The 25254-nt window shown below is 48.1% G+C and carries 27 protein-coding genes and 1 riboswitch; of the genes, 14 read left to right on the forward strand and 13 right to left on the reverse strand.

Annotated features, from left to right (window positions below; all coding sequences use genetic code 11):
* The first annotated feature begins 97 nt into the window (after positions 1-97).
* Positions 98-1939, forward strand: a complete 1842-nt coding sequence (gene asnB / locus NYE68_RS06220) for an asparagine synthase (glutamine-hydrolyzing) (protein WP_025284535.1) — start codon at positions 98-100, stop codon at positions 1937-1939.
* 85 nt (positions 1940-2024) lie between these two features.
* A complete protein-coding gene (locus NYE68_RS06225; protein WP_094032926.1) occupies positions 2025-2765 on the forward strand; it encodes a squalene/phytoene synthase family protein in 741 nt (246 codons plus the stop codon).
* Positions 2766-2800: 35 nt separating this feature from the next.
* On the opposite strand, the gene NYE68_RS06230 is transcribed toward NYE68_RS06225, so the two are convergent.
* Positions 2801-4168, reverse strand: coding sequence for an MATE family efflux transporter (locus tag NYE68_RS06230; protein WP_033574567.1), 1368 nt, complete (start codon positions 4166-4168; stop codon positions 2801-2803).
* Positions 4169-4290: 122 nt separating this feature from the next.
* Between NYE68_RS06230 and NYE68_RS06235 the strand changes: the two genes are divergently transcribed.
* Positions 4291-5154, forward strand: coding sequence for an AraC family transcriptional regulator (locus NYE68_RS06235; RefSeq protein ID WP_044053084.1), 864 nt, complete (start codon positions 4291-4293; stop codon positions 5152-5154).
* A 143-nt stretch (positions 5155-5297) separates the two neighbouring features.
* Here the strand turns inward: NYE68_RS06235 and NYE68_RS06240 are convergent, their stop codons facing one another.
* Both NYE68_RS06240 and NYE68_RS06245 read right to left on the reverse strand, forming a co-directional pair.
* A complete protein-coding gene (locus NYE68_RS06240; RefSeq protein WP_015239546.1) occupies positions 5298-5792 on the reverse strand; it encodes a DinB family protein in 495 nt (164 codons plus the stop codon).
* Between the two features lie 54 nt (positions 5793-5846).
* Positions 5847-6455 carry a LysE/ArgO family amino acid transporter gene (locus NYE68_RS06245; RefSeq protein WP_025284538.1) on the reverse strand — a complete coding sequence of 203 codons (609 nt, stop codon included), beginning with the start codon at positions 6453-6455 and terminating at the stop codon, positions 5847-5849.
* A gap of 125 nt (positions 6456-6580) precedes the next feature.
* Here NYE68_RS06245 and NYE68_RS06250 point away from each other — a divergent pair, with 125 nt between their 5' ends.
* Complete coding sequence (locus NYE68_RS06250) at positions 6581-8023, forward strand: PLP-dependent aminotransferase family protein (protein WP_031378478.1); 1443 nt, start codon at positions 6581-6583, stop codon at positions 8021-8023.
* Positions 8024-8030: 7 nt separating this feature from the next.
* On the opposite strand, the gene NYE68_RS06255 is transcribed toward NYE68_RS06250, so the two are convergent.
* From NYE68_RS06255 to NYE68_RS06270, 4 genes are all read right to left on the reverse strand, one after another.
* Positions 8031-8657, reverse strand: coding sequence for a pentapeptide repeat-containing protein (locus tag NYE68_RS06255; RefSeq protein ID WP_031378479.1), 627 nt, complete (start codon positions 8655-8657; stop codon positions 8031-8033).
* 197 nt (positions 8658-8854) lie between these two features.
* Entirely contained in the window at positions 8855-9295 is a 441-nt protein-coding gene (locus NYE68_RS06260) for a GNAT family N-acetyltransferase (protein WP_007409151.1), read from the reverse strand.
* 82 nt (positions 9296-9377) lie between these two features.
* Positions 9378-11219 (reverse strand): bifunctional homocysteine S-methyltransferase/methylenetetrahydrofolate reductase, encoded by a 1842-nt coding sequence (locus tag NYE68_RS06265; protein ID WP_033574504.1) that lies wholly within the window; start codon positions 11217-11219, stop codon positions 9378-9380.
* A gap of 89 nt (positions 11220-11308) precedes the next feature.
* A riboswitch (SAM riboswitch) is annotated at positions 11309-11430 on the reverse strand.
* 100 nt (positions 11431-11530) lie between these two features.
* Positions 11531-12022 carry a YajQ family cyclic di-GMP-binding protein gene (locus tag NYE68_RS06270; RefSeq protein ID WP_012117263.1) on the reverse strand — a complete coding sequence of 164 codons (492 nt, stop codon included), beginning with the start codon at positions 12020-12022 and terminating at the stop codon, positions 11531-11533.
* 99 nt (positions 12023-12121) lie between these two features.
* Between NYE68_RS06270 and NYE68_RS06275 the strand changes: the two genes are divergently transcribed.
* From NYE68_RS06275 to NYE68_RS06290, 4 genes are all read left to right on the forward strand, one after another.
* Entirely contained in the window at positions 12122-13018 is an 897-nt protein-coding gene (locus NYE68_RS06275; RefSeq protein ID WP_170936341.1) for a S1 RNA-binding domain-containing protein, read from the forward strand.
* 170 nt (positions 13019-13188) lie between these two features.
* Positions 13189-14166, forward strand: coding sequence for a BMP family ABC transporter substrate-binding protein (locus NYE68_RS06280; RefSeq protein WP_053573551.1), 978 nt, complete (start codon positions 13189-13191; stop codon positions 14164-14166).
* Positions 14163-15812: a methyl-accepting chemotaxis protein gene (locus NYE68_RS06285; RefSeq protein ID WP_031378482.1), complete on the forward strand. Its 1650-nt coding sequence runs from the start codon at positions 14163-14165 to the stop codon at positions 15810-15812. Before NYE68_RS06280 ends, NYE68_RS06285 begins: the two co-directional genes overlap by 4 nt.
* Positions 15813-15944: 132 nt before the next feature.
* On the forward strand, positions 15945-17195 hold the full coding sequence (locus tag NYE68_RS06290) for a cytochrome P450 (RefSeq protein ID WP_031378483.1): 1251 nt from the start codon (positions 15945-15947) through the stop codon (positions 17193-17195).
* A 48-nt stretch (positions 17196-17243) separates the two neighbouring features.
* On the opposite strand, the gene NYE68_RS06295 is transcribed toward NYE68_RS06290, so the two are convergent.
* Together NYE68_RS06295 and NYE68_RS06300 are read right to left on the reverse strand one after the other, a co-directional pair.
* Complete coding sequence (locus NYE68_RS06295) at positions 17244-17366, reverse strand: hypothetical protein (RefSeq protein ID WP_003155105.1); 123 nt, start codon at positions 17364-17366, stop codon at positions 17244-17246.
* A 48-nt stretch (positions 17367-17414) separates the two neighbouring features.
* Positions 17415-18266 (reverse strand): DegV family protein, encoded by an 852-nt coding sequence (locus NYE68_RS06300; RefSeq protein ID WP_015417195.1) that lies wholly within the window; start codon positions 18264-18266, stop codon positions 17415-17417.
* Between the two features lie 125 nt (positions 18267-18391).
* Between NYE68_RS06300 and NYE68_RS06305 the strand changes: the two genes are divergently transcribed.
* Both NYE68_RS06305 and NYE68_RS06310 read left to right on the forward strand, forming a co-directional pair.
* Positions 18392-19234, forward strand: coding sequence for a YitT family protein (locus NYE68_RS06305; RefSeq protein WP_007409143.1), 843 nt, complete (start codon positions 18392-18394; stop codon positions 19232-19234).
* 14 nt (positions 19235-19248) lie between these two features.
* Positions 19249-19710: a BsuPI-related putative proteinase inhibitor gene (locus tag NYE68_RS06310; RefSeq protein WP_007409142.1), complete on the forward strand. Its 462-nt coding sequence runs from the start codon at positions 19249-19251 to the stop codon at positions 19708-19710.
* Between the two features lie 36 nt (positions 19711-19746).
* Here the strand turns inward: NYE68_RS06310 and NYE68_RS06315 are convergent, their stop codons facing one another.
* The 3 genes from NYE68_RS06315 to NYE68_RS06325 form a co-directional block, all read right to left on the reverse strand.
* Positions 19747-19944, reverse strand: a complete 198-nt coding sequence (locus NYE68_RS06315; protein WP_003155097.1) for a DUF3813 domain-containing protein — start codon at positions 19942-19944, stop codon at positions 19747-19749.
* Complete coding sequence (locus tag NYE68_RS06320; protein WP_003155094.1) at positions 19944-20093, reverse strand: hypothetical protein; 150 nt, start codon at positions 20091-20093, stop codon at positions 19944-19946. The genes NYE68_RS06315 and NYE68_RS06320 overlap by 1 nt, the downstream gene beginning before the upstream one ends.
* Positions 20094-20178: 85 nt before the next feature.
* Entirely contained in the window at positions 20179-20991 is an 813-nt protein-coding gene (locus tag NYE68_RS06325; protein WP_007409141.1) for a Cof-type HAD-IIB family hydrolase, read from the reverse strand.
* A gap of 120 nt (positions 20992-21111) precedes the next feature.
* Between NYE68_RS06325 and NYE68_RS06330 the strand changes: the two genes are divergently transcribed.
* Together NYE68_RS06330 and NYE68_RS06335 are read left to right on the forward strand one after the other, a co-directional pair.
* A complete protein-coding gene (locus NYE68_RS06330; RefSeq protein ID WP_007409140.1) occupies positions 21112-21879 on the forward strand; it encodes a prolyl oligopeptidase family serine peptidase in 768 nt (255 codons plus the stop codon).
* 62 nt (positions 21880-21941) lie between these two features.
* A complete protein-coding gene (locus NYE68_RS06335) occupies positions 21942-22250 on the forward strand; it encodes a metal-sulfur cluster assembly factor (RefSeq protein ID WP_003155088.1) in 309 nt (102 codons plus the stop codon).
* A gap of 131 nt (positions 22251-22381) precedes the next feature.
* Here NYE68_RS06335 and fosB read toward each other — a convergent pair whose 3' ends face one another.
* Positions 22382-22825, reverse strand: a complete 444-nt coding sequence (gene fosB / locus NYE68_RS06340; protein ID WP_182072541.1) for a metallothiol transferase FosB — start codon at positions 22823-22825, stop codon at positions 22382-22384.
* A 321-nt stretch (positions 22826-23146) separates the two neighbouring features.
* Between fosB and NYE68_RS06345 the strand changes: the two genes are divergently transcribed.
* Positions 23147-24583, forward strand: coding sequence for an FAD-binding oxidoreductase (locus NYE68_RS06345; RefSeq protein WP_324635951.1), 1437 nt, complete (start codon positions 23147-23149; stop codon positions 24581-24583).
* Positions 24580-25122, forward strand: coding sequence for an MFS transporter (locus tag NYE68_RS06350; protein ID WP_012117271.1), 543 nt, complete (start codon positions 24580-24582; stop codon positions 25120-25122). The genes NYE68_RS06345 and NYE68_RS06350 overlap by 4 nt, the downstream gene beginning before the upstream one ends.
* Positions 25123-25254: the final 132 nt, after the last annotated feature.

The raw sequence follows: 25254 nt of genomic DNA on the forward strand, positions 1-25254 counted from the left end.
GACAAATCAACTATCTGCGTTTCTTTGCATAAACTGGGTAAAGTGCTGATAGAAACGAATTTGATACCGACAGAAACGGGATTGGAGCTGATATCACATGTGTGGAATTGCGGGTTGGGTCGATTTTCAAAAGCAGCTCGTCCAAGAGAAACATATTATGAACAATATGATAGACACTCTTTCAAAACGAGGGCCTGATGATTCAAACGTCTGGGGAGAACCCCATGTTTTATTCGGACATAAAAGACTTTCGGTCGTTGACATTGAAGGCGGCCGCCAGCCGATGGCCTGCACGCATCAAGAGGAAACGTACACCATCATTTATAATGGCGAGCTGTATAACACGGAGGAATTGCGGAAGGAGCTTCAGGCGAGGGGCCACCGTTTTGAGAGGACCTCTGATACAGAAGTGCTGCTGCACAGCTATATTGAGTGGCGGGAGGAGTGCGTGGACCGCTTGAACGGTATTTTCGCTTTTGCCATCTGGGATGAAAAGCGCAAGCGGCTGTTCGGGGCAAGAGACCGGCTCGGCGTCAAACCGTTTTTTTATAAAGAACACGGCTCTTCCTTTCTGTTTGGGTCGGAATTGAAAGCCATCCTTGCTCATCCTGATGTGAAAGCCCGCACAGACAGCGGCGGACTTGCGGAAGTATTCGGACTCGGGCCGTCCAGAACTCCGGGCTGCGGAGTGTTTAAAGGAATTCACGAGGTGCGTCCCGCCCATGCGTTCACTTTCTCAAAGGACGGTTTGTCCATATGGCGTTATTGGAATGTAAAGAGCGAAAAGCATACAGACAGCTTCGATGAAACCGCGGCTCACATTCGGTACTTATTTCAGGATGCAGTGACACGCCAGCTCGTATCTGACGTGCCGGTTTGCACGTTTTTATCAGGGGGGCTTGATTCGAGCGCGATAACCGCGATAGCCGCCGCTCATTTTGAGAAACAAGGCAGAGATCCCCTTCATACTTATTCCATTGATTATGAGGAGAACAGCAAATTTTTTAAAGCGAGCGCCTTTCAGCCGAATGATGACGGCCCGTGGATCGATAAAATGACAAATGCATTCGGCACACAGCATCATAAGTGCGTGATTACGCAGGATCAGCTGGTTGAACATCTGGAGGAATCCGTTCTCGTCAGAGATCTGCCGGGCATGGCTGATGTTGATTCCTCGCTATTATGGTTCTGCCGGGAAATTAAAAAAGATTTTGTCGTGAGCCTTTCCGGAGAATGCGCGGACGAAATTTTCGGCGGATATCCGTGGTTTCACACCGCGGCAGAAGAAGACGGATTTCCTTGGATGAGGTCGACTGAGGAAAGGATCACGCTCTTGGATGAAAAGTGGCAAAAACGGCTGAATCTTAGAGAATACGTGAATGCGAGATATGAAGAAACCATTGCGGAAACGCCGCTGTTAGACGGTGAGACGGGAACAGATAAAGCGAGACGGCAGCTGTTTTACTTAAATATGCTTTGGTTTATGACAAATCTGCTCGACCGCAAAGACCGCATGAGCATGGGCGCAAGTCTTGAAGTACGGGTGCCGTTCGCCGACCACAGACTTGTGGAATACGTTTGGAATATTCCTTGGGAAATGAAAATGCATGGCAGCCGGGAAAAAGGCATCTTGCGGAAAGCGCTTGAAGGACTGCTTCCTGAAGATATTTTGTACCGCAAAAAAAGCCCTTATCCGAAAACGCATCACCCGAAATACACGCAGGGGGTCACAGAATGGCTGAAAACGATTTTACAACAGAAAGATTCCGTGCTTCACACCCTGCTTGACAGAAAGAAGCTGGAAATGCTGCTGGAGACAGAAGGTTCATCTTTTCAGGTTCCGTGGTTCGGCCAGCTGATGAAAGGCCCGCAGCTGATCGCCCATCTTGCCCAGATCCATACATGGTTTGAGGCGTATCGTATCGATATAGAAGAATAACAGTGCCGCGACCGGTTTCCGCTGAAGGATATCGGTCTTTTTATTGTGAAACATATGGTACACTAAAAAACAGAGGAGTGATACCATGACCGAATACGAAACATGCGCCCAGCTTGCCGAGGCGCACTTTCCTTTATATAAACGGACTTTCTCATCCCTGCCGCCAAAAAACAGGCGGGCCGCATGGGCGGTGCTTGCTTTGTTTCACGAAGCTGACCGGCTTGATGTGCAGGAACTTGGAGGATTTGAACAGGCGGCACAAGACTTTCTGAACGGGTCCCGCGCCGACGGCTTTTTGTGGGAGGCGCTCACCGATGCGCGGCAGCAATTTGCGCTTGAAGAAGAGCCGTTACGTGAGTTTATCGCCGGCCAAATCTCTGACAGAGAAAAAGTAACGTATCAAGAGTTTGATGACCTGCTGATGTACGCGGGCCAAACAGGCGGAGCCCTCGGCCTGCTTCTGCTGCCGGTTTGCGCGCGCCGGAACCAAGAGAAACTCCGCCATGCAGCCGTTTCATTAGGAGCAGCCATTCAGCTGACCCGGGTGCTTCTGGAGGTCCATACGGACGAGCGGGCGAAAAAGCGTCTCCCGCGCCAGGTGATGAAGCAATTCGGCTATACGGAAGAAGAGCTGGAGAGCCATACCGTCAACAAAGCTTTTATGAATGTATGGGAGTACATCGCATTCGAGGCCGAGGCGTATTTCGAGGAGGCGTCTGAAGAGCTGGAGCTGTTTCCGTTATACTCAAGGCCCGCCGTTACCGGTTTAGCGGCACATTACCGGTCAGAGCTCGGTGACATGAGACAACAGCTTTCACAAGCATAAAAAAACGCCCGGCTTCATAACGAAGCTTCGGGCGTTTATGCAATCCCTTTTTGAATCCAAATCCGCGACCGCCATCTTCTGTACATAAGGATGCCTCTGACCCATTCATCCGCGATAAATGAAATCCAGATGCCCATAAGCCCTAATCCGAAATGGATGCCGAACAGATAAGCGAGCGGCAGTCCGATACCCCACATGGAAATCATTGCCATGTAGACGGGGAATTTTGCATCTCCGGCAGCCCGCAGCGAGTTGATGATAATGACATTGAATGAACGGCCGGGCTCAAGAATGATCGTCATGGCGATCAGCATGCTCGCCGTCGCAATAATGTCAGGGCTGCTTGTGAAAATTCCGATCAGCTGCTTTGAAAACAAGGTCATGATCACGGATGTCAAAGCGGCAATGCCAAGCGCCCAGTACAGACTTTTCATGCAGCGGTCATAAGCGTCGTCAAACCGTTTGGCGCCGATATATCTGCCGATCAAAATCTGTGTGCCCTGGCTGATCGCCGTTCCGAACAGCAGGATAAACATGGTGATGTTTTGTGTATAAACCTTTGTCGTAAGCGCCTGAGCGCCCATAATGGCGATAAAATAAGTGACAACCATTTGCGAAATGTTGTAAGACAGCTGTTCGCCGGCAGACGGAATCCCGATTTTCAGGAGTTTCCGCAAGTGCTCTTTATGGACGTGAAAAATCTTTTGCCATGTCAGACCGAGTCCGATGCGTTTTTTGACGATCACAATCATCGCGACCAGTCCGATGATCCGCGCGAAGGACGTTGACATCGCAACACCGGCGACGCCTAACACCGGAAGGCCGAGCGGCCCGAAAATGACAAGAAAGTTTCCGGCAATATTTAAAATATTCATCCCGATCGTAACGAACATCGTATCCTTCGTATGACCGTAGCTTTTTAAAATGGCGCTGAACGTCATAATCAAAGCCTGAATGAAGGACAGCCCGCCGACCACCTGCAAAAAGACTTTAGCATCCGGCATTAATTCATTGGAAAGACCCATCACATGAAGCAGCGGAACGGCCGCAAAAAATATGGCGGCGCTGATGGCGAGACTGATGACAAAGTTCGCTCCTATTGATACATAAGCGACTTCCTGCGCCTCTTTTTTCTGTTTAGATCCTAAAAACTGTGAAATCACAATTGTCGTACCCGTTGCGATAAAGCTGAACATCACGATAATTAAATTTAAAATCTGATTGCTGACACCCACGGCCGCCACACTGTTGTCAGAGTATTGGCTAAGCATAAGAGTGTCGGCGTTTCCCATAAACATATATAATGAAACCTCAATAAATATCGGCCAAGTCAGCGCGTATAATGAGAGTTTGTGATCAGAGGATTGTTTGAACGCAGCCCGTTTTAAAATCGCTTGTTTCATTTCTTTTAACCCCTTTCCTGACAAAATCAACGTTTAAAAGTGTACCTCCATTTTCTTATAATAAAAAGGGAGAGAAACGAAACTTCTTGCAAAAATCCGACTTAAAAAGGAGGGCCGAAAATATGTCCTTTCTCGAGTTCACAGTTCCTCCGTTCCCGGTCTTTATCGCTGCGGGAGAAGGAGTGTTCAAAAAAGGCGAAACCCATGTGAGACGGGTCTTCCCGGTGTTTGATCTGCTGTATGTGAAAGAAGGCGTCCTCTACATTACAGAAGACGAAAACGCCTTTTCCGTTGAAGCGGGAGAATATATTCTGCTTTCTCCCGGGCTTGAACATTACGGGACAAAAGGCAGTGAAGAAACGACATCCTATTCGTGGCTTCATTTTGAAGGAGCGGATTATGAGGTGACGGAAACAACCGGGAACAACTGGTCGGAGCTGAGGCGAAAAAAAGGGAGCTTTGAAGAGCCGTCCCGCTACCGCCTGTCCCTGCCGCAAAAAGGGAAGGTGAGACGCCCGCAGTTTATGGCCGGGCAATTCAGTGTGCTGACCGATGACAGCGCAGAGAACTCCGATCTGCCGCTCAGAAAGCAGATTCTGTTTGAAGAGCTGCTGCTCCATCTTCAGAAAGAAGCGTTCCAAATCCCGTCCGCAAAGGAAAGAGTCGCATGGGAGGCCGCCCGGTACCTGCAGGAGCACTATCAGGAGAAAACAACCATCAAAGCGCTCTCTTCGGCTCTTCATTACAACCAAGACTACGTGACCCGCTGTATGCAGCAGGTGCTCGGCGTCACGCCCGGCCAGTATACGAACAAAGTCAGAATGACGGAGGCGAAACGTCTTTTGTCCGCAACCAATGACAAAATGGGGGCGATCGCGGACGCCATCGGTATGGAGGACCCAACCTATTTTTCCAAACTGTTTAAACAGATTGAAGGCATTTCGCCGCTTGAATACCGCAAATTCGTAAGCCGGAAAACGGACTGACCTAAAACCAGAGAACAAAAGAGGGATCAGTAAGCATGAAAATGACAATTTACGATGTGGCCGAAAAAGCGGGCGTCTCCAGCTATATCGGATTATGATAGATTCGAAGTAAAAAAGCAAAGGCCCGGGAGGCCTTTGCTTTTTTATGATTCGTATGAGAAAAAAATGTAGTCAGTCGGCACGCCTTTATAGCCCATTTGGTGAAGCATCGCGGTGATATTGCCGCGATGGTATGTGCCGTGATTCACAACATGCCGGATCACATCGGCATATGTCGTCTGAAGCGTCCCCAGGCGCGGATGAGAAATAGAGATCGGACCTTCCGGGTTCTCCATTTCTTTTAAAAATTCGCTGAATTCTTTGTCCAGTTCAGTCATTCTATGTTCAATCGCCTCAAAATCTCCGTCAAGCTTTTCAAATTGATCAAACTGCGAGACGATTTGTTCGAAAGTTTCTCCGTAAAGCACGTGAAGCCAAATGTAATCAGCCCGGTATATATGCACAAGCACGGCGTTCACAGTCGGAAAAACACTTTTCAGTTTCTGCTGTAAGCTGACCGCGGGCAGCGTCTTCAGATGCTGAATAACTTGCTCATTTGCCCATCTGTGGTAGTGATACAGCTTTAAAATGTCTGACATTCCAATTCCCCCTCTTCCTTCCGGTACATTCAACATGGCCTGGCCGAATTCCTTTTATCGAAACAAAAGCGCCGCAAAATAAAAAGCAGCACCCCACATCACCAATGCCGAGCATTTATTCAGGATGCCGAGGAGCCGGCCTCCTGTATCCGCCGTTTGAACGAGCCGTCCCGCGAATGCCAGTCCGGCGAACCATACCCAGGAAACCGCGATACAAGCACCGGCAAACAGCCATTTATCAATTCCCGGATAGGCGGCGGAGCTTGTGCCGATGACACTGACGGTATCCAAAATCGCATGCGGGTTCAAAAGGGATACCATGACGGCCGTGACCGCCTGTTTTTTTGCCGTGAAAACCGTTTTTCTCGCCTGTTCGGCCTGCGGTTTGCTTCTCCAAGTCTGCCAGCCTAAAAAACTGAGAAACAAAAAGCCGCCTATAAGCATGACGGTCTGAAAAACGGGAATCTCTGCAATAATCATTGACACGCCTGCGACGGCCGCGCTGATGAGAATCGTATCGCATACCGCGGCGGCAATCACTGCGGGAAACGCCTGCCACACATGTTTTTGCCAGGCTCCCTGCTGAAAAATAAACACGTTTTGCGCACCCAATGGCAAAATAAGGCCGAAAGCGAGCATCACTCCGTGAAGAATCGCATTCATTTCGTAAAACCCTCCAATCGTCAACTAAATCTCATTGTAGCCGCACTGTGTGCTGATGTCTCCGGCCATTTGGCTGGTACTTGAACCAGCCAAATGTATAATAAATAAAGAAGGAGGGATGACGTATGAACAGCTGGCGTCCGGATCGGGAGTCGCACATACCGCTTTATCTCCAGATCGAACAGCATATAAAAGAAAAAATACTTCATGGCGAATGGACCATCGGCACGAAAATTCCCTCACAAAGAAAGCTCGCCGAGGAGCTTCAGGTCAACCGAAGCACAGTGACGGCAGCAGTTGATGAGTTAATCGCCCAAGGTCTTCTGGAAGGAAAAAGAGGGGGAGGCACAAAGGTCGTCAACAATACGTGGAGCATCATGGCAGCGGCTAAGCCCCTTGATTGGAGCACATACGTTACATCGGGAAGTCATCAGCCGAATTCAGCCTTGGTTCAGGCCATTAATCAAAACGAGCCGCGTCCGGATCTGATCAGGCTGGGGACGGGTGAACTGAGTCAAGAGCTGCTGCCTGAGCAGGAGATGGCCGAACTGTTCCGTGAAGCGGGAACTAACATTTTTGCGCTCGGCTATGAAGAACCGAAGGGCAGCCTTCAGCTTCGGCAAAGCGTCGCGGAACATTTGAAAACAAAGGGGATTCACGCGTCCCCGGCATCCATCGTAATCGTCTCAGGCGCGCTGCAGGCGCTTCAGCTCATTTCAATCGGGCTGCTAAAACCAAACTCTGTCATGCTGACTGAAAACCCGTCGTATCTCCATTCCCTGCGTGTGTTTCAATCAGCGGGCGTCAGGCTTAAGGGAGTGCCGATGGATGGGAGCGGAATGAAAACGGATCATCTTCCCGCTTACCGGCGGCAATACGAAGCAGGGCTGCTGTACACCATTCCGTCATTCCATAATCCGACCGGAACGGTAATGTCACTTAAGCGGCGGAAGGAACTCATCGCGCTCGCAAGAAATCACCGTCTGCCTGTCATTGAAGATGACGCATACGGTGATTTATGGATCGATAAAGAACCGCCGCCTCCGTTAAAATCGATGGACGGTGAGGGGAATGTACTGTATATCGGCACGCTGTCAAAAACCGTAAGCCCGGGTCTGCGCATCGGATGGGTCGTCGCCCCTGAGCCGGTTGCAGACAGGCTCGCCGATATTAAAATGCAGACGGATTACGGCTCCAGTGCTTTATCTCAATGGGCGGCATGTCAATGGCTGTCAAGCGGCCGCTATGAAGCGCGCCTTTTGCGTCTCAGAAAGGAACTCAAAATCAGAAGAGATGCGGCATTGCGTTCTCTTGAAAGATACGCGGGAGATATTGCGGAGTGGCGTGTGCCGGAGGGGGGCTTTTATTTTTGGGTCACTTTTCATCAAGCAATCGCCGTTCAGACGCTTTTCACCCGTGCCTTGGATGCCGGCGTGCTGATCAATCCGGGAGCTCTCTATCTTCCCGAAGACCGGCAAAGCCTGCGTCTTTCCTATTCGTACGCATCCTTACCGGACTTGGAAAAAGGCATTCAAACGATAGCGGACATCGCCCGCCGTTTCGTTTAATAAAAGATCACGTCACAATGGCTCCGAGCGCTTCTGCGAATGTAACGGCATGCGCCGGAGAGATGCGGCATCCTTTCAGCTTCTCAAGTGAGACATGCAGATGATCAAATGTGCACGTGCTGATATCCATATTAAAAAGAGACGTGCCGATAAAATTTGAGCCGTTCAAATCACAGGCGTCAAGATCTGTGTATTCAAGAACGGCATCATTCCACTCGCTTTCTGTAAGAGCGCACGTGTCAAACCGGACATGCTTCATATTGGAATAGCTGAAGGAGCTGTAATTTGCGAGGCAGTCTTCAAACCGTACATGACGCATGGCGGAATCCGCCAGATTCAAGCCGAGAAGTTTTGAATGCTGAAACGCCGTTCTATGGATGATGCTTCCGCTGAAATCAGCGTTTGAGACATCACATTTGTCAAACAGGACATCGGTACATTCCATATGTCTGAAAGAGACATCCGTAAAAACGGTGTTTCTGAAAATGACTTTTTCGGCGCGCAGGCCGTCCAGTTTGCTGTTTACGACGGCGTTCTCTATGACGACTTCTTTTATGAGGTCGTCCTGAAGCGCTTCTGTGAAAGAAAGCACCGGCAATTCTTTCGGGATTTTCGGTTTTTGGATCGTATTCATCTCATACTTCCTTTTCTGAATTAATAGCTGAAAACGGCAATTGACAGATATCGTTTTCTGCCTGCCATCCTTGCTGTTGCGTAATGTACAAAGGGTATTAAAAAAGCGGGAGGGCGTCAATAGTACCGCATATAAAAGCAGGCGTGACATTCAAGGTAATGCCCTTAGAGACATGTCCCCAAGGGCATTTGTCTGTTTCAGGCGAGTTCTTTATACATGATCACATGCGGGCCGATGCCGGGTATGTCAAAGGGGCTGCCCGTGCTTTTCCAGCCGAGCTTTTCGTAATATCCCTTTACGTGACATCTGGCGTTGCACCAGACAAGCGCCGCCCCCATATCTGCCAGTTTCCGTTCTGCATAGGCAATTAACGTGCTTCCCGCTTTTTGCGTCCGGTATTCCTCAAGCGTCGCCATGCCGCGCAGCTGATAGGCGGGCGCTGCCTGTAACGCCTGCTGGTTCTGCGGGTAGAAAGAAGCGATGCTGATCAATGTCCCGTCGTAAAAACCTCCGAGATGAAAGGCTCCTTTGACGCTGTCCTGATCATATTTACAATCCTCAATCGTCTGATGGGGGCGCAGCACGCTGTGTCTGATCGCGTATGTGTCTTCTGCGGTGATGGGTTTTACTTCAACCATGAAAAAATCCTCCTTTGCTTGATTCTTTTTCTGTATCGTACCATGAAAAAGCCGCCTGTCATATCAGGCGGCCTCTTTCGCGTCAATGCAAATATACATCAGCCCGCTTTTCATCCTTTTGCTTAATATAAGCTGCAAGCTCTGACGTCAAATCAGAACGGAGAAACGGGGTGATTAAATAAATTCCGTTAAACAGTTCGCACGCCGTGTCGAGAAGCGACTTGGCGATGGCGAGGCCTTCGGCTTTCTGCTTCCGCTTGTCTTCGCCGGCGAGCGCCATTTTTTCGCGGATGCTGTCTGACAGCTTAATGCCCGGGATTTCATGATGGATGAACTCTGCGTTGCGGCTGCTCGTTAACGGCATGATTCCGATATACACCGGTGTTTTGAGATGCTTCGTTTCATGATGAATGTCAATGAGCTGCTGCTCCGAGTAGACAGGCTGGGACACGAAGTAGTCAGCTCCGCACTCTATTTTTTTCTCCAGCCGTTTTACTGCTTTATCAAGGTGGCGGACATTCGGATTAAATGCTCCGGCTACGGAAAAGTTCGTTTTCTTGCCGAGCGGTTTCCCAGATAAAGAAATGCCCTCGTTGAATTGTTTAATCAGCCTGATCAAGTCAAAGGACGTTAAATCATAGACGGAGGTAGCCCCCGGAAAGTCGCCGATTTTTGAAGGATCACCCGTGATGGCTAAAATGTCGGTGAGCCCGAGCGTATCCAGCCCCATTAAATGTGACTGAAGGCCGATGATGTTGCGGTCTCTGCATGTAATGTGAACGAGAGAACGGATATCAAGACGCTCTTTCAGCAATGAACCGCAGGCTGCATTGCTGATCCGCGGTGTCGCCAATGAATTGTCGGCGAGCGTCAGCGCTTCTATGCCGGTTTCTTTTAATTCAGCCGCCGCTTGCAGAAATTTGTCAAAATTCAATTTTTTTGGCGGATCAAGCTCTACGATAATTGACCGTTTTTGAGCGGCGATTTCGTTTAAACCCGGCTCGGTCCGTTCGTTGCGGACTGAGATGACTTCTTCTTCCCGTCTGATTTTCACTTCTTTCTCAGTGACAGGAGAAAGTCCTTGGACCGCTTCAGCCATGGCTCTGATATGGTTTGGCGTCGTGCCGCAGCAGCCGCCGATAATGCGCGCGCCCTGAGTGCGGAACTGTACGGCGCTCTCCCGGAAATAGGCATCGTCCGTATCATAAACAAGCCGGCCTTCTTCTAAAGACGGAAGGCTGCTGTTCGGATAGACCGATAAATAAGCGTCACTGAAAATCGGCACTTCGGTGAGCGCTTCAATCATGTGGTACGGGCCGAGCCGGCAATTGATTCCCGTTATGTCAGCGCCGAGATCGGCAATTGACCTGAGGGCTTCCCGAAGCGGCGTTCCGTCCTGCAGCACGCCCTGTTCGTGCATGGATACGTTCAGCATAATCGGAAGTTCCGTTTCTTTTCTCGCGATCTTCAGCACTTCGCGCGCCTCTTCTAAATCATAGTATGTTTCCAGAAGCAGACCGTCCGGCTCTTCGTGCAGCAATAAATAAAGCTGCTCCCGAAAGCTGCGTTTAATCTCCTCCAGGCTGTAGGCGTTTTTGTTAAAGGTGCGGATGCCGCCCATCGTTCCCAATACATAAGCGCCGTCTGAGGAAGCGCGCGCGATTCTGACCGCCTCCTGATTGATTTTTTTCGTTTCGTCCTCAAGTCCGTATCTTGAGAGCTTAATAAAATTCGCGCCGTACGTATTTGTCTGGATGATGTCTGCCCCGGCTTCCACGTAAGCCTTATGTATCCGCTTGATCTCTTCGGGCTTTGATACGTTCAGTTCCTCAAAACATCTGTCAATGCCGTAGGAATAGAGGAGAGTGCCCATCGCGCCGTCTCCGATTAAAACCCGTTCTTTTAAGTCTTGTAATAGTCCCATTGTTTGCCTCCTTCGTCACATTCAGCAAGGAAAAAAGAGAAATAAAAAAAGTCTTCTTAAGAAGAAGACTTTGTAATCATTTGTCTCTCTTCTTATCTTCCAAGCTGTTTTTAGCTTGCTGGATTTAGCACCTTGGTCATGGTTTGGGTAAACCACTACACCGGTTGCTGAAGCGTCGTCGGGCCAGTCCCTCAGCTTCTCTTGATAAGAACGTTCATGTAATTGTTATGGGTTTCCAAAACTTAACTGTGGAAATCCCTTTCTCCAAATTTACCGAAAATAGAGACAATAATCAATAGGAATCACATAATTTATCTAAAATTAATAAATTGAACGTCAATCGGCAGGTCTGCTCCGCGGACGGCTGCAATAATCTGCTGCAGATCATCTTTATTTTTTCCGGTGACGCGCACTTGGTCGTCCTGAATCTGCGACTTGACCTTCAAGCCGGAGTTTTTAATCACCGCGTTGATTTTTTTGGCGTTGTCTTTATCAATGCCCTGTACAAGCTTCGCGCGCTGGCGCACCGTGCCCCCCGATGCATTTTCGATTTTGCCGTATTCAATGTTTTTCGTCGGCACGTCCCGTTTGATCAGCTTGCCGCTCAGCACATCTTTGAGCTGATTCAGTTTAAACTCGTCATCAGAAATCAGGACGAGTTCTTCCTTTTCTAAAGTTACATCGCTTTTCGATCCTTTAAAGTCATAGCGCGTGCCGATTTCTTTCAGCGTCATCTGAATCGCATTCTGCACTTCGGGAAATTCAACTTTGGATACAATATCAAAAGAACTTTCTTTTGCCATGAGAAAACCTCCTATAACATTTCACTTATGAGTTGATTATAGTAGAATAAAGAGAAATGTCCAACAGCATAAAGCATGAATTTATGCATGTTGGAAAAAATGAGAAAAACATCAGCCTCATACGGGCGAATCAGGAAGGACGATAACATGAGACCAGGGCAGCAGCTCACGCTTAGTATAGATCACCAAACCGATTTCGGTTATTTTTTAACCGACGGCGAGGATACGGTTCTTTTACATAACAGTGAAATCACAGAGGATATCGAAGACAGAGATGAAGTGGACGTATTTATTTACGTCGATCATCAGGAAAGACTTGCGGCGACGATGAAAAAGCCGCTCATCAGCTTTTATGACTACGGATGGGTGGAAGTGACGGACGCTGTGGAGGATATGGGCGTATTCGTCGACGTCGGTCTGTCAAAAGACGCGCTCGTCGCAACGGAGCACCTGCCTCCGTACAAATCCGTCTGGCCGCAAAAAGGCGACAGACTGTATTGCATGCTGAAGGTGACAAGCCGCGGACGCATGTTTGCCAAGCCGGCGCCTGAAGATATCATCAGTGAATTATTTACGGATGCAGAGGAAGACGTCATGAATAAAGACCTGACGGGCACGGTGTACAGACTGATTGCATCAGGCTCTTTTCTGATTACCGATGAAGGCATCCGCGCGTTTATTCACCCTTCAGAAAGAAAAGAAGAGCCGAGACTCGGCAGCCGCGTGACAGGGCGTGTCATCGAGGTGAAGGAAGACGGCTCCGTCAACATGTCACTGCTGCCGAGAAAGCAGGATGCGCTTTCGGTTGACGCGGAAGAAATTCTGACCTATCTGAGATCAAGAAACGGCGCGATGCCTTACGGAGACAAAAGCCATCCTGACGATATCCGCGAACGGTTTCATTTAAGCAAAGCCGCCTTTAAGCGGGCGCTCGGGCATCTGATGAAAAACGGCAAGGTCTATCAGGAAGACGGCTGGACATACGAAAAACAATAAATTTTCTGCAAAAACATCGGTGAACCAAAACCGATGTTTTTTATTTTCTCAAAAGCTCCTATGCCCTCATTTGTTTAACATCCTGCCGAACATACATATTTTATTGAAATAAAATATTCTGACATCCGAACCGATATATAACTATAGAAAAAAACAAAAGGAGAGTTTCAATGAGAAAAATGGCGATATTTGCGGCTGTACTGCTGATTGCGCTCAGCACAGCGGGATGTGTCGGCAAATCTGAGGAAACGGCGGCCGAAAAAACGAAAACAATCGGCATCATGCTGACAGACAACGGCCTCGGCGACCAATCATTTAATGATTCAGGCTTTCAAGGTTTGATGAAAGCGAGAGACGAGCTCGGCATCACATTTGACTATCGGGAAATAAAAGATACCGGTACATACGAAAAAGGACTGACCCAGCTTGTCCGGGAAGGCAATGATCTTGTTGTGGGGCTCGGTTACAGCATGCAGGCGGATTTAGAAAAGGTCGCCAAAAAATATCCGAAGCAGCGGTTTGTGCTGATTGATTCCGTATCAGACCTGGATAATGTCACCTCCGTCACGTTTAAAGAGGATGAAGGAAGCTTCTTAGCCGGAGCGCTGGCGGCCATGACGAGCAAAACCGGCACAATCGGATTTATCGGCGGTTCAGATGCCGACGTCATTAAACGGTTTAAAAAAGGCTATCTGAAAGGCGCGGAATCAGTCAAACCGAGTATCCGAGTGCTGTCGGACATCAGCGGTACGTTTGACGATGATAAGCTCGGGAAGGGCATCGCCCAAAACATGATCCGAAAAAAAGCCGATGTCCTGTTTACGGCGGCCGGCTTCACGGGTGTCGGCGCACTGAAAGAAGCGGAGGCGCAAAAAATATACGCCATCGGTGTTGACAGCGATCAATATTACACCGCCGAGCACGCCGTTATCTCTTCTTTAGTGAAAAACGTCGACCATGTCATCTATGAATTGGCGAAAGATTTAAAAGACAACAAGGAGATCAAAAGCGGTGAGATCGTTTACGGACTGAAGGAAAACGGCATGGACTTAGCCAAGATCAGAGTTGTCAAAAACGCAGGCGGGCTGACGAAAAAGATCACGGATATGAAAAACAGTATGATTGAAAAAGGAGGCGATCTGAAGTGACATTACGGACAAGGCTGCTCGTTAACGCAGCCGTTACGATGATTTGCTTCGCCGCCGTCATCGGCTTTACCATCGTAAACATGATGAATATTCAGGCTTCAAATGAAGATGAAGTGGACGCGCTGTTAAACGTCCAGGAAGCAAAAGCTGACCTTAATACGTTAAAAGAAAGCATCACCGGCTATTCCTATACGCTCGCAGACGCCCAGAAAGAAGATGTGCGAAGCTATATGAAAAGCAGCTCAGACAAACTGGCGGCGCTCAAAAAAACGATGACGGACGGTGCAGACAAAGCCGCTTATGACAAACTCGCCAAAAAATACGAATCATGGCAGGCGGAGGCGGACGCTGCTCTTGATTCGAAAAGCCCGGCTGAAGCGACAAGGACGGCGGCCCGCATCAACGGTCTTCTGAATGATATTTATATGCTGAATCTGAAAAGCCGGGATCACTATGAAGACATGCAGAAGCAGACGGCTGACCAGATTCAGTTTATCGTTTACAGCGCAGCCGTGCTGACCATCGTGATACTTGCCGCCACCGTCATATCTTCCATCAGGCTGACGAAGAGAATTGCAGGGCCGATCCGCCGCATGGCTGAAAATGCCCGTCGTATTGCAGGAGGAAACCTTGCTGTTGAAATGCTTGATTATAAAGGGAAGGACGAACTGAAAGAGCTGAATGACTCATTCGGAATGATGGCTGAACAGCTCCGCACCTTAATTCAGGCGATCGGAGAGGTCGGCCGTGAAGTCGAGACTTTCGCGGAAGGTTTGACGAAGGAAAACCAGACGCTGAAGGACATGACCGAGCAGGTGTCCGTGTCGACGGAAGAAATGGCGCAAGGCTCCCAAACCATTTCAGAAGATCTGCAGCATGCAGTGCAATTCATTGAACAAATGGATGAACATTCAAAGGCGAACGCCGAACGTTCAAAACAAACGACGAGAAGCAGCGAAGAGACGATTGCGGCGGTGGCTGCGGGGCGCGGTGCTTTAGCCGAGACCAAGCAAGCCATTGATAAAAGCAATGAGACATCAAAAGAGATTTCCGAAGCCGCCGATCTCTTCATAGAGCATGCGGCAGGCATCAGTATGATGGCGCAGACCGTTTCTGACATTGCGGGCCAGACCAATCTGCTGTCATTAAACGCCGCAATCGAGGCGGCCAGAGCAGGCGAGGCGGGAAAAGGATTTGCCGTCGTTGCCGAGGAGATACGGAAGCTCGCAGACGGATCAGCCAAAGCGACCGCGCAGATTTTCGATATGGTAAAGCAAATTGAAGACGGCATCACATCTATTACCGGAGCTGTCACGACCGGCGTCGCTTTAGCGGACAGACAGCAGGAGCTGATGGAGAAAACGTCAGAATCATTCGTCCATATTGAACAAAAAGCCGCCCATATTAAAGCGGAGCTTACTCAATTGGACGGACGGATCATCGAATCGAAACAGCTTGGTGAGCAAGTGCTGCATCATGCCGAAAGCATCAGCGCCGTCGTTCAGGAAACAGCTGCGGGAAGCGAAGAGATTTCTGCCTCCGCGCTTGAGCAGCTGTCTTCTTTTCATAAAATGGCGGAAAGCGTCAATAATCTGGTGAGCCTGACAGAGCGGTTAAACGATCAGGTCCGCCGGTTTACTTTGTAACGGGCTTATGCCCGCCCCCTGATTTTTGCAGCCTGACATGAGTAACTTCTGAATGAAACACAAATACTGAATATACTTGTGTTTATATTTATTCTTTTTCGTAAAAGGTGAAAAAAGAAGGGAGGAATCGGGATGAATGAACAAATTCCGCATGATAAGGGTCTTGATAATAGTCTGGCTTTATTACGCGATGGATATGTATTTGTGAAAAACAGAGCGGAGACTTATCGCTCGGATGTGTTTCGCGCCCGTTTATTAGGGAAGACATTCATTTGTATGAGCGGAGCGGAAGCCGCAAAGCTTTTTTATGACACAGAACGATTTCAGCGGGAGCATGCCCTCCCCAAACGGGTGCAGAAAACGTTATTCGGAACAGGGGCAATCCAGTCAATGGACGGTGAACGGCATAAGCACAGGAAGCTTCTATTTATGTCGCTGTTGACGCCGCCCCGGCAAAAACGGCTTGCGGAAGCGGTGGCAAAACAGTGGAAAGCATCTGCGGAAAAGTGGGAGGGTTCAAATCGAATTGTCCTTTTTGATGAAGCGAAGAAAGTGCTGTGCCGGGCTGCCTGTGAGTGGGCCGGCGTCCCGCTGAAAGACTCAGAAGTGAAAGAGCGGGCGGAGGATTTCACCGATATGGTAGACGCATTCGGCGCTGTCGGACCGCGTCATTGGAAAGGCAGAAGGGCGAGGCTGAAAACGGAGAAATGGATAGAGGAGGTCATTGAGGATGTGCGGTCCGGCAAGCTGCAAACGCCGGAGTGCTCAGCCTTGTATGAAATGGCTTTTCATACAGAACTTGACGGGAACAGACTTGATTCTCACATGGCTGCTGTTGAGCTTATTAATGTTCTGCGCCCGATTGCCGCCATTTCTTACTTCATTACGTTTTCAGCTCTTGCATTGCATGATTACCCTGAATATCGGTGCAAACTGAGATCGAGAGATGATCAGGAGGCTGAAAGATTTGCACATGAAGTTCGGCGGTATTACCCGTTTGCCCCGTTTTTAGGAGCCGTTGTGAAAAAAGATTTCGTATGGAAGAACTGTGAGTTTAAAAAGGGTGCATCCGTCATGCTTGACCTATATGGGACAAACCATGATTCCCGGCTTTGGGAGGATCCCAATGAATTTCGCCCAGAACGTTTTCAGGGGCGGGAGGAAAATAAATTTGATTTCATTCCCCAGGGCGGAGGTGATCCGGCTAACGGCCACCGCTGTCCGGGTGAGGGAATGACCGTGGAAGTCATGAAAACTTCCCTTGCGTTTCTTGCCAATGAAATAGAGTACGGTGTTCCGTCCCAAGATTTGAGCTTCAGCCTGTCCAGAATGCCGGCATTGCCTGAAAGCGGATTCGTGATAAGTGATGTTAGACGCATATAGAACAAAAAACAGCCCTCTATCTTCATACACAAGAGGGCTGTTTTGCTTTTACAGATGGTCCGGTTTTTTGGAATTCTGGTTTTTTCCCGCCTGCCGGTTTTTTTCGGCAAGCCGGTTCTTTTTCTGATTTACGGCGTTATTGTCCAACGGTTTTTTGTCATCATCTTTCATGCGGCAAAGCCTCCCTTCTGTCCGTTAGGATGCCCGCCCGCATTGAAATTATGGCTTCAGGAAAAAAATCGCGAGCGTGCCCGGCCCGGAGTGCGCGCCGATCGCAGAGCCGATTGAATGAAGAATGATCTCTTTCGGATGGAACGCTTCTTCAATCATTTCCTTCATCCGAAGCGCCGTCTCCTCGTTATCTGCATAGCTGATCCCCACGGTTTGATCCGCCCAATCGCCGCCTTCTTCCTTCATCATGTCTATAATCCGTTTAAACAGTTTCTTCTGTCCGCGCAATTTTTCGAGCGGCACGAGCCTGCCGTCATCCACATGCAGAATCGGTTTAATGTTCAAAAGCCCCCCGACAAAAGCGGACGTTTTTGAAATTCTGCCGCCCCGCGCGAGATAAGCGACATCATCGACCGTAAATATATGTTTCATCCGTGCGCAAAAGCTCTTTACAGACGTTTCGATTTCTTGTATTGTATTCCCGTTAACACAGAGTGTTTGCGCGTGCATCACAGCAAGGCCGCAGCCCAATGAAGCGCATTTGGAATCTACAATCCGTAAATCAAAATCGGGAAATTCCTCTTTTACTTCATTGGCGATCATTACGGCCGTCTGATAGGTGCCGGAAAGACCTGAGGAAAAGGCGATGTATATCGCCGGTTCTCCGAGTTCCGCGTATTGTAAAAATACTTTTTTTATCGTATCCGGTGATGCCTGGGATGTTTTCGGAACTTTCCCGTCCCGCATCGCTTGAAATATATGATCCGCCTGAATGGTGACCGCGTCCTCATATTCGTTTCCGTCAAGTGTTACGTGCAGCGGAATGAACCCGATCCGGTTTTCTTCAATATAAGATTTCGGCAGATCAGAGGCGCTGTCAGCAATAAGGTGAACTGTCATCATAATTCCCTTCTTTCCGATTGGTGAGAGTGATGCCAACTATAACATATAAATGTGGCAAAATAGTGTTCAAAACTTTATTTTAAGGGAAAAGCTAATAATGAAAATGAGCGGAGGAGCAAGCCATGGTACTAGAACAAGCAAAAAAATTAGCAATCGTCGTCATCGGCGCGTTTCTGTATGCGGCGGGACTGAATTTATTCCTGATACCGGCGAATGTATATGCCAGCGGTTTTACCGGTGTCGCCCAGCTGCTGTCAAGCGTCGTTGATCAATACGCCCCCTTTTATATTTCGACAGGAGTTCTCATGTTCCTCTTAAACATTCCCATCGGTGTGTTAGGGTGGCTGAAAGTCGGCAGATCATTCACTGTATACAGCATATTAAGCGTAGCGCTGACGTCCGTCTTTATGGGAATTCTCCCGGAAATGAGACTGTCGCACGATATTCTTCTGAATACCGTATTTGGAGGAGTCATCTCAGCTATCGGCATCGGTTTAACGCTGAAATTCGGCGCTTCGACAGGCGGTCTTGATATCGTGTCGATGGTGCTGGCCAAATGGAAGGATAAGCCGGTCGGCACATATTTCTTCATTTTGAACGGGATTATCATTTTGACGGCAGGATTATTGCAAGGATGGGAGAAAGCATTATATACCCTTGTCGCTCTGTATGTCACAACAAGGGTGATTGACGCCATTCACACCCGCCACATGAAACTGACCGCCATGATCGTTACAAAAAAAGCCGATGAAATCAAAGAAGCGATTTACGGGAAAATGGTCCGCGGCATTACGACGGTGCCGGCAAAAGGCGCTTACACAAACGAACAGAAAGAAATGATGATCATCGTCATCACGCGGTACGAATTGTATGACCTTGAGAAAATCGTGAAAGAAGTCGACCCGAAAGCCTTCACAAACATCGTGCAAACGACGGGGATCTTTGGTTTCTTCAGAAAAGACTGATAGGAGCGGATAGAATGAAGTGGCTGTTTGGCCTGTTATTACCGGTCATTTTACTGATCGGATGCAGCAGTCAATCCGGGCAGAAGGAGCCCGCTGAGGAGGTATCCGGAGAGATGAATGAACAGCAAGCGGAATTAGCCGTAAACCCTGTGCAGACGGATCAGCAGATCGAATTTCAAATGTCTTTAAAAAACAAGAGCGGCAGCCCGATCGATTTCACATTCAGTTCAGGGCAGAAATTCGAATTGACCGTACATGACCAACATCACAAAGAACTGTACCGCTATTCAAAAGACAAAATGTTTACTCAGGCGTTTCAGACCGTGACCTTAATGCCGAATGAAACGTATGACTTTTCAGATGTGTGGAAGAACGTGCCCGGTCCGGGAACATACACGGTGACGGTGACGTTTTTAGGGAAGTCCGATCAGATCGGAAAAAGACTGAAAACGGTAAAAACATTTGAAGTGAAATAAAAAAGCGGCGCCCTCGTCTAAACGGGGCGCCTTTTTTTATTGCAATTTCTCCAGCTGATCCTGAAATTGGTGCAGCTGCTGACGTTCTGCATCCGTCGAATTGGCGTACGCGGAAGACACGGCGTTTTTGGCGCGTGAGACAGCTTTTTCCTGATCGCCGTCCTCGAAACCGTTAGCAATCATGACGGCCTGCTGGACAAATGACTTGGCTTGAGAAAACAGTTCGTTTCTCATTAAAAGTCAACCTGCCTTTCAGCCGAATCTTTTGCTGCATCATGCTGTGCTTCCTCTAATGTAGACCGATATGGAAATCTTGCGTCATGAAGACTGACAGAGTCCTTGCCTTGCTGAATAAACCGTTTTGATTTGTTTCGTTTACCCATTGCAATGTCCCCCTTCCATATTTAGACGAGATGAGTCGTCTGTTTTAGTATGGGCGGAAGGCTTTGTGTTATGAGCGGCAAAACCTCACAGGGAGAAATAGGATTTTAAAAATTCGGCGATTCCGTCCGCTTCATTTGATCCCGTGACGCGGTCGGCGGCCTGTTTGACTTCATCCGTGCCGTTTCCCATCGCTACGCCGCACCCGGCAAACCGGAGCATTTCAAGATCGTTGTCTTCGTCGCCGAACGCGATGATCCGTTCTCTCGGCACTTGGTAATAGTCGCTGATTTTCTTCAGGCCGACCGCTTTATTCATCCCGTGTTTAATGATTTCAATCACATGCCACGGAGCCGCCCATCTTCTGTGGTCAATGACCTCGGCGTGCACATCGGATAAATGCGCGCGTATATCCGCGACGTCCTCTTCCTTTGCATGAATCAATACGGACGTTACATCCTCCTTGACCGTTTCACGCAGATCGCCGAATGTGACATTCGCCGTATTCATATGAAACGCCTCAATTAAATGCTCATCATGATAATGGAAGTACACATCATCAATGACCTCAGCGAGCACATTATGTATTTGATAGGTCTCTGTAAGTTCGGCAAGCTGTCTGACCACATCGACCGATAAAGACGTGTGGTATCGTCCCCATGATTCGTCTTTCGGATGGTGGACAAACGCCCCGTTAAAATTGACAATCGGCGTTGTCAGCCCAAGCTCGTCATAATACATCGAACTGGAACGGAACGGGCGCCCGGTTGAGATGCAGACATGATGGCCCGCTTCTTTCAGCTTCTGAATCGTCCGTGCCGTTTCAGGGGAAATGGTTTTATCGTCTTTTAATAAAGTTCCATCCAGATCTAAGGCGATGAGATAAGGTTTTGTCTCCATAAATAACTCCTTTTGTCATATAATTTGCTGTTTTTCACTTATGTACAGTGTAGCTTTTTACCATCTTTATTGTCTACATGTTACACTTATGATTATGGTTATCCTAAGGAGGGAGTCAACGTGATTCTTATTGATCATCAAACCGTATCAGGCATTCCGTTTTTACATATTGTAAAAGAAGAAAATCGGGACCGTCCCGCTCCCCTTGTTTTCTTTATTCACGGTTTTACAAGCGCGAAGGAGCATAATCTTCATTTCGCTTACCTGCTTGCTGAAAAGGGCTTCAGGGCCGTGCTGCCGGAAGCTCTTTACCACGGTGAACGCGCTGAACAGCTGTCAGCAGAAGAGCTCGCCGTCCATTTTTGGGACATTGTATTAAATGAAATCGAGGAGCTTGACGTGCTGAAAAAGGATTTTGAAGCGCGCGGTCTGATTGAAGACGGGCGGATCGGTCTTGCGGGCACGTCAATGGGCGGAATTACGACATTCGGCGCGATGGCCGCGTATGATTGGGTCAAAGCCGGCGTCAGTCTGATGGGAAGCCCGAACTATACGGCATTTTTTCAGCAGCAGATTGACCACATTCAAAAGCAGGACATCGACATTGACGTCACAAAAGAACAGGTCGATGAACTGTTTGCGCGGCTCAAACCGTTCGATCTCAGTCTGGAACCGGAAAAACTCCGCAGCCGCCCGCTGCTGTTCTGGCACGGCGTTCAAGACAAAGTCGTTCCGTATGCACCGACCCGCGGCTTTTATGAAACGATTAAACCTCATTACAGCAGCCGGCCTGACCATCTTCAGTTTCTGAAAGACGAACGGGCTGATCATAAAGTCCCGAGATACGCCGTTTTAGAAACCGTCGCCTGGTTCGATAAGCATTTATAAAGCACAAAGGTGTTAACAAAACCCGCTTTTACGTTATACTGAGGAAAAAGGAGTGATGGAACGTGGAAGAAGCATTAAAAGAAAACATCATGGGCGCCTTGGAGCAGGTTGTTGACCCTGAGCTCGGCGTCGATATCGTCAATCTCGGCCTTGTATACGACGTTGATATGGATGACGACGGCCTGACGCATGTTACGATGACACTGACATCAATGGGGTGCCCGCTCGCTCCGATCATCGTCGACGAGGTGAAAAAAGCGCTCGCCGACATTCCGGATGTAAAAGAGACGGAGGTCCACATCGTCTGGAATCCGCCTTGGACAAGAGACAAAATGTCACGCTACGCAAAAATCGCATTAGGGATTCAGTAATAAGAAAATGCACCTCGGATTTTAGGTACATCCTAAAGTTTGGAGGTGCTTTTCTTTTGTCTGCATTTACAAGGAAAAAATCAACGCGAATAAGCGACAGTGAGGGTTTGTTTTGGATCGCAAACAAACCTTTAAATATAAAATTTCATATGAGGTTTATCTTTTTTGTAATAGGACAGTCTGTCTTGGAGTGTACCTGTGTGGAATTCAAATTTATGTCCATCGGGATCAGTAAAATAAATTGACTTTTGATCTTGCTTATCCCTAGGACGCCCATTTAATATATTTACATTTAGATTTTTTAGCCTTTGATGTATTGCATCAAAATCTTTTGGGTCAATTGTAAAGGCCATATGCGTATAAGATTTATGTATTTCATTTCTTGGTATATCCGCCTCTAAGTTAAGCGCAAGCCAAAGCCCGTTCAGATCAAAATATGCTGTCTTTTGTCCTTTAACCAGGAGCTGTGCATGAAATACTTTTTCATAAAATTCTTTAGATTTTTCCAAATTTGAAACAGAAAAAAGAAGATGATTGATTCCTTTTATGTTTATTTTCCCCACCTCGTTTAACATGTTTGTTTTAAACAATCCCTTTGGTAATACATCTGCATATATATCGATTATATACTGACTAAAAAATCATTTTAAGGATTTCTGTGGATTTTTATGCCCGGTGTTTTCCGGCTCACCGTTTCGAGCTGTACTAAACATGATTCTGTCGGGCGCCGTTCTGTCTGCTTTGCCGCTAGAGACCGGCGTGCGGAAAGAAGGGCAAGTCACTAAAAAAACCCGAGTTTCCCACCATTCGGGGTTTTTTGCGGTATCGGGTTAAAAAGGAAAAAAACGGACGTGAGGCATGATATAATAGACCGGCTGCATGCGAGGGAGGAATCCATGAAGAAAAAATTACTTCTCATTATCCTTAGCATTCTTGTTTATACGGCGCTGTTCGCTGTTTCCGCTTTTCACAAAGAGCCGGTGCAGCAGGCAGGGACAATGACGGATGTCAGCCGCCTCATGCCCGTGAAAATTAAGCAGACGGTCAAAGGAAAAGAGAAAGAAACATTGGTCGAAACGATTAAGGAAGCAAAGAGAAAGCATCTGAAGATCTCAATCGCAGGCGCCCAGCACTCAATGGGCGGCCAGACGTATTATGAAGACGGTATCGTTCTCGACATGACGGGCTACAACAAAATACTCGGTCTCGACCGAAAGAAAAAAATCATCAGAGTGCAGGCGGGAGCGACGTGGAATGATATTCAGCGCTATGTCAATCCGTACGGGCTCGCGGTAAAAGTCATGCAATCGCAAAACATTTTTACGATCGGCGGCTCACTGAGCGCCAACGCCCACGGCCGGGATATCCGGTACGGTTCGCTGATTGATACGGTCAAATCGTTTCATCTTTTAAAGGCGGACGGCAAAGTCATCACCGTTACTCCGAAAGATGACCTGTTTTCAGCCGTCATCGGCGGCTACGGCCTGTTCGGCGTCATCCTTGACGCGGATATTGAGCTGACGGATGATGAGCTTTATGAAATGAAAACGAAACGCATGGACGCTGATACATACAGTCAATATTTTACGCAGCATGTTCAGCGCAACCCCGCCGTGCGCATGCATCTCGCGCGGATCGCAACAGGGGATAAAGGCTTTTTGCACGATATGTATGTGACTGATTACACACTCTCAGACAACCAGAAAGAATTAAAACGGCACAATGAACTGAAAGAAGATGAGCATCCGGCGCTGACGAAATTCGCGCTCGGCCTCTCCCGCCGGTATGACTGGGGAAGAAATTGGTTCTGGTCAACCCAGCAGTCTTATTTTCTCAGCCAAAACGGCGTGAAAGTCTCCAGGAACAATGTCATGCGGTCAGAATCGAAATTTTTGGAATATGAAAACACGGACAACACCGACGTGCTACAAGAATACTTCGTGCCCGTGGGCGAATTTGCGCCGTACATTCATGATTTACGCAAGACGCTGTCACATGAAGATCTCAATCTCGTAAATATTACGATCCGCTACGTGCAAAAAAATGAAAAAGCCGATCTGTCATACGCAAAGGAAGACATGTTTTCACTCGTTCTTTTAATCAATGAAGGGTTTTCAACAGACAGCCAGGCAAGTGCGGCGCGGATTGTCAGAAAAATGACGGATACGGCATTGCGCCACCGCGGCAGTTATTATCTCCCGTATATGCTGTATCAAACGAAAGAGCAGATGCGCGAGGCATATCCGAAAAGCGATATGTTCTTTCAGAAAAAACACAAATATGATCCGGATGACTTGTTTATGAATTATTTTTATCAGAGGTACAAATCATGAAACACAACCATTTAAAATGGCTGATCCTGTCTCAGAGCAGTGTCTTTTTTGCCGGCAGCCTGATCTTTCCGTTTTATATTTTATTTATTAAAAACATCGGTTCCAGCTACACGCAATTCGGTCTTTCATACGGCTTGTTCGGCCTGAGCGGCGCATTGATTCATCCGCTGCTCGGCCGGCTGTCGGCAAGACTGGATTCCCGCTGGTTCCTTATGGCAAATTCGTGGGGGATGGCGGTGCTTCTTCTGACGCTCCCGCACATTACCGGCGTGCACCAGGTTTATGTTGTGCAGGTGCTTTTGGGCCTGTTCGGCGCGATGCAAAAACACGGCGAGAAAATCATGATCGCCGATTACACCGACGGCGGGGAGCGGGGAAAAAAAGTCGGCAGCTATCATTTCTGGACGGCCGTATTTTCAGCTGCCGCCATTATTCTCGGCGGGTTTCTCGCTGATTTCTTTACGGTTTATATTATTTTTTACGCCAGCTCCGTGCTGTTTTTTATAAGCGGGCTGATGATGCTGAAAAAAACAGGCTGATCCGAGCAGCCTGTTTTTTTTTATGCCCCCCTCGATCGAGAGGGGGTTTTTTGTCAGCGAAAACAGATGGAAAATGAATGAAAAAATATTAAATATACAATTGAATTAATTTTTATTCATGTTATAATGTTA

Source organism: Bacillus sp. FSL R5-0447, from assembly GCF_038606125.1.
Lineage (GTDB): Bacteria > Bacillota > Bacilli > Bacillales > Bacillaceae > Bacillus > Bacillus velezensis.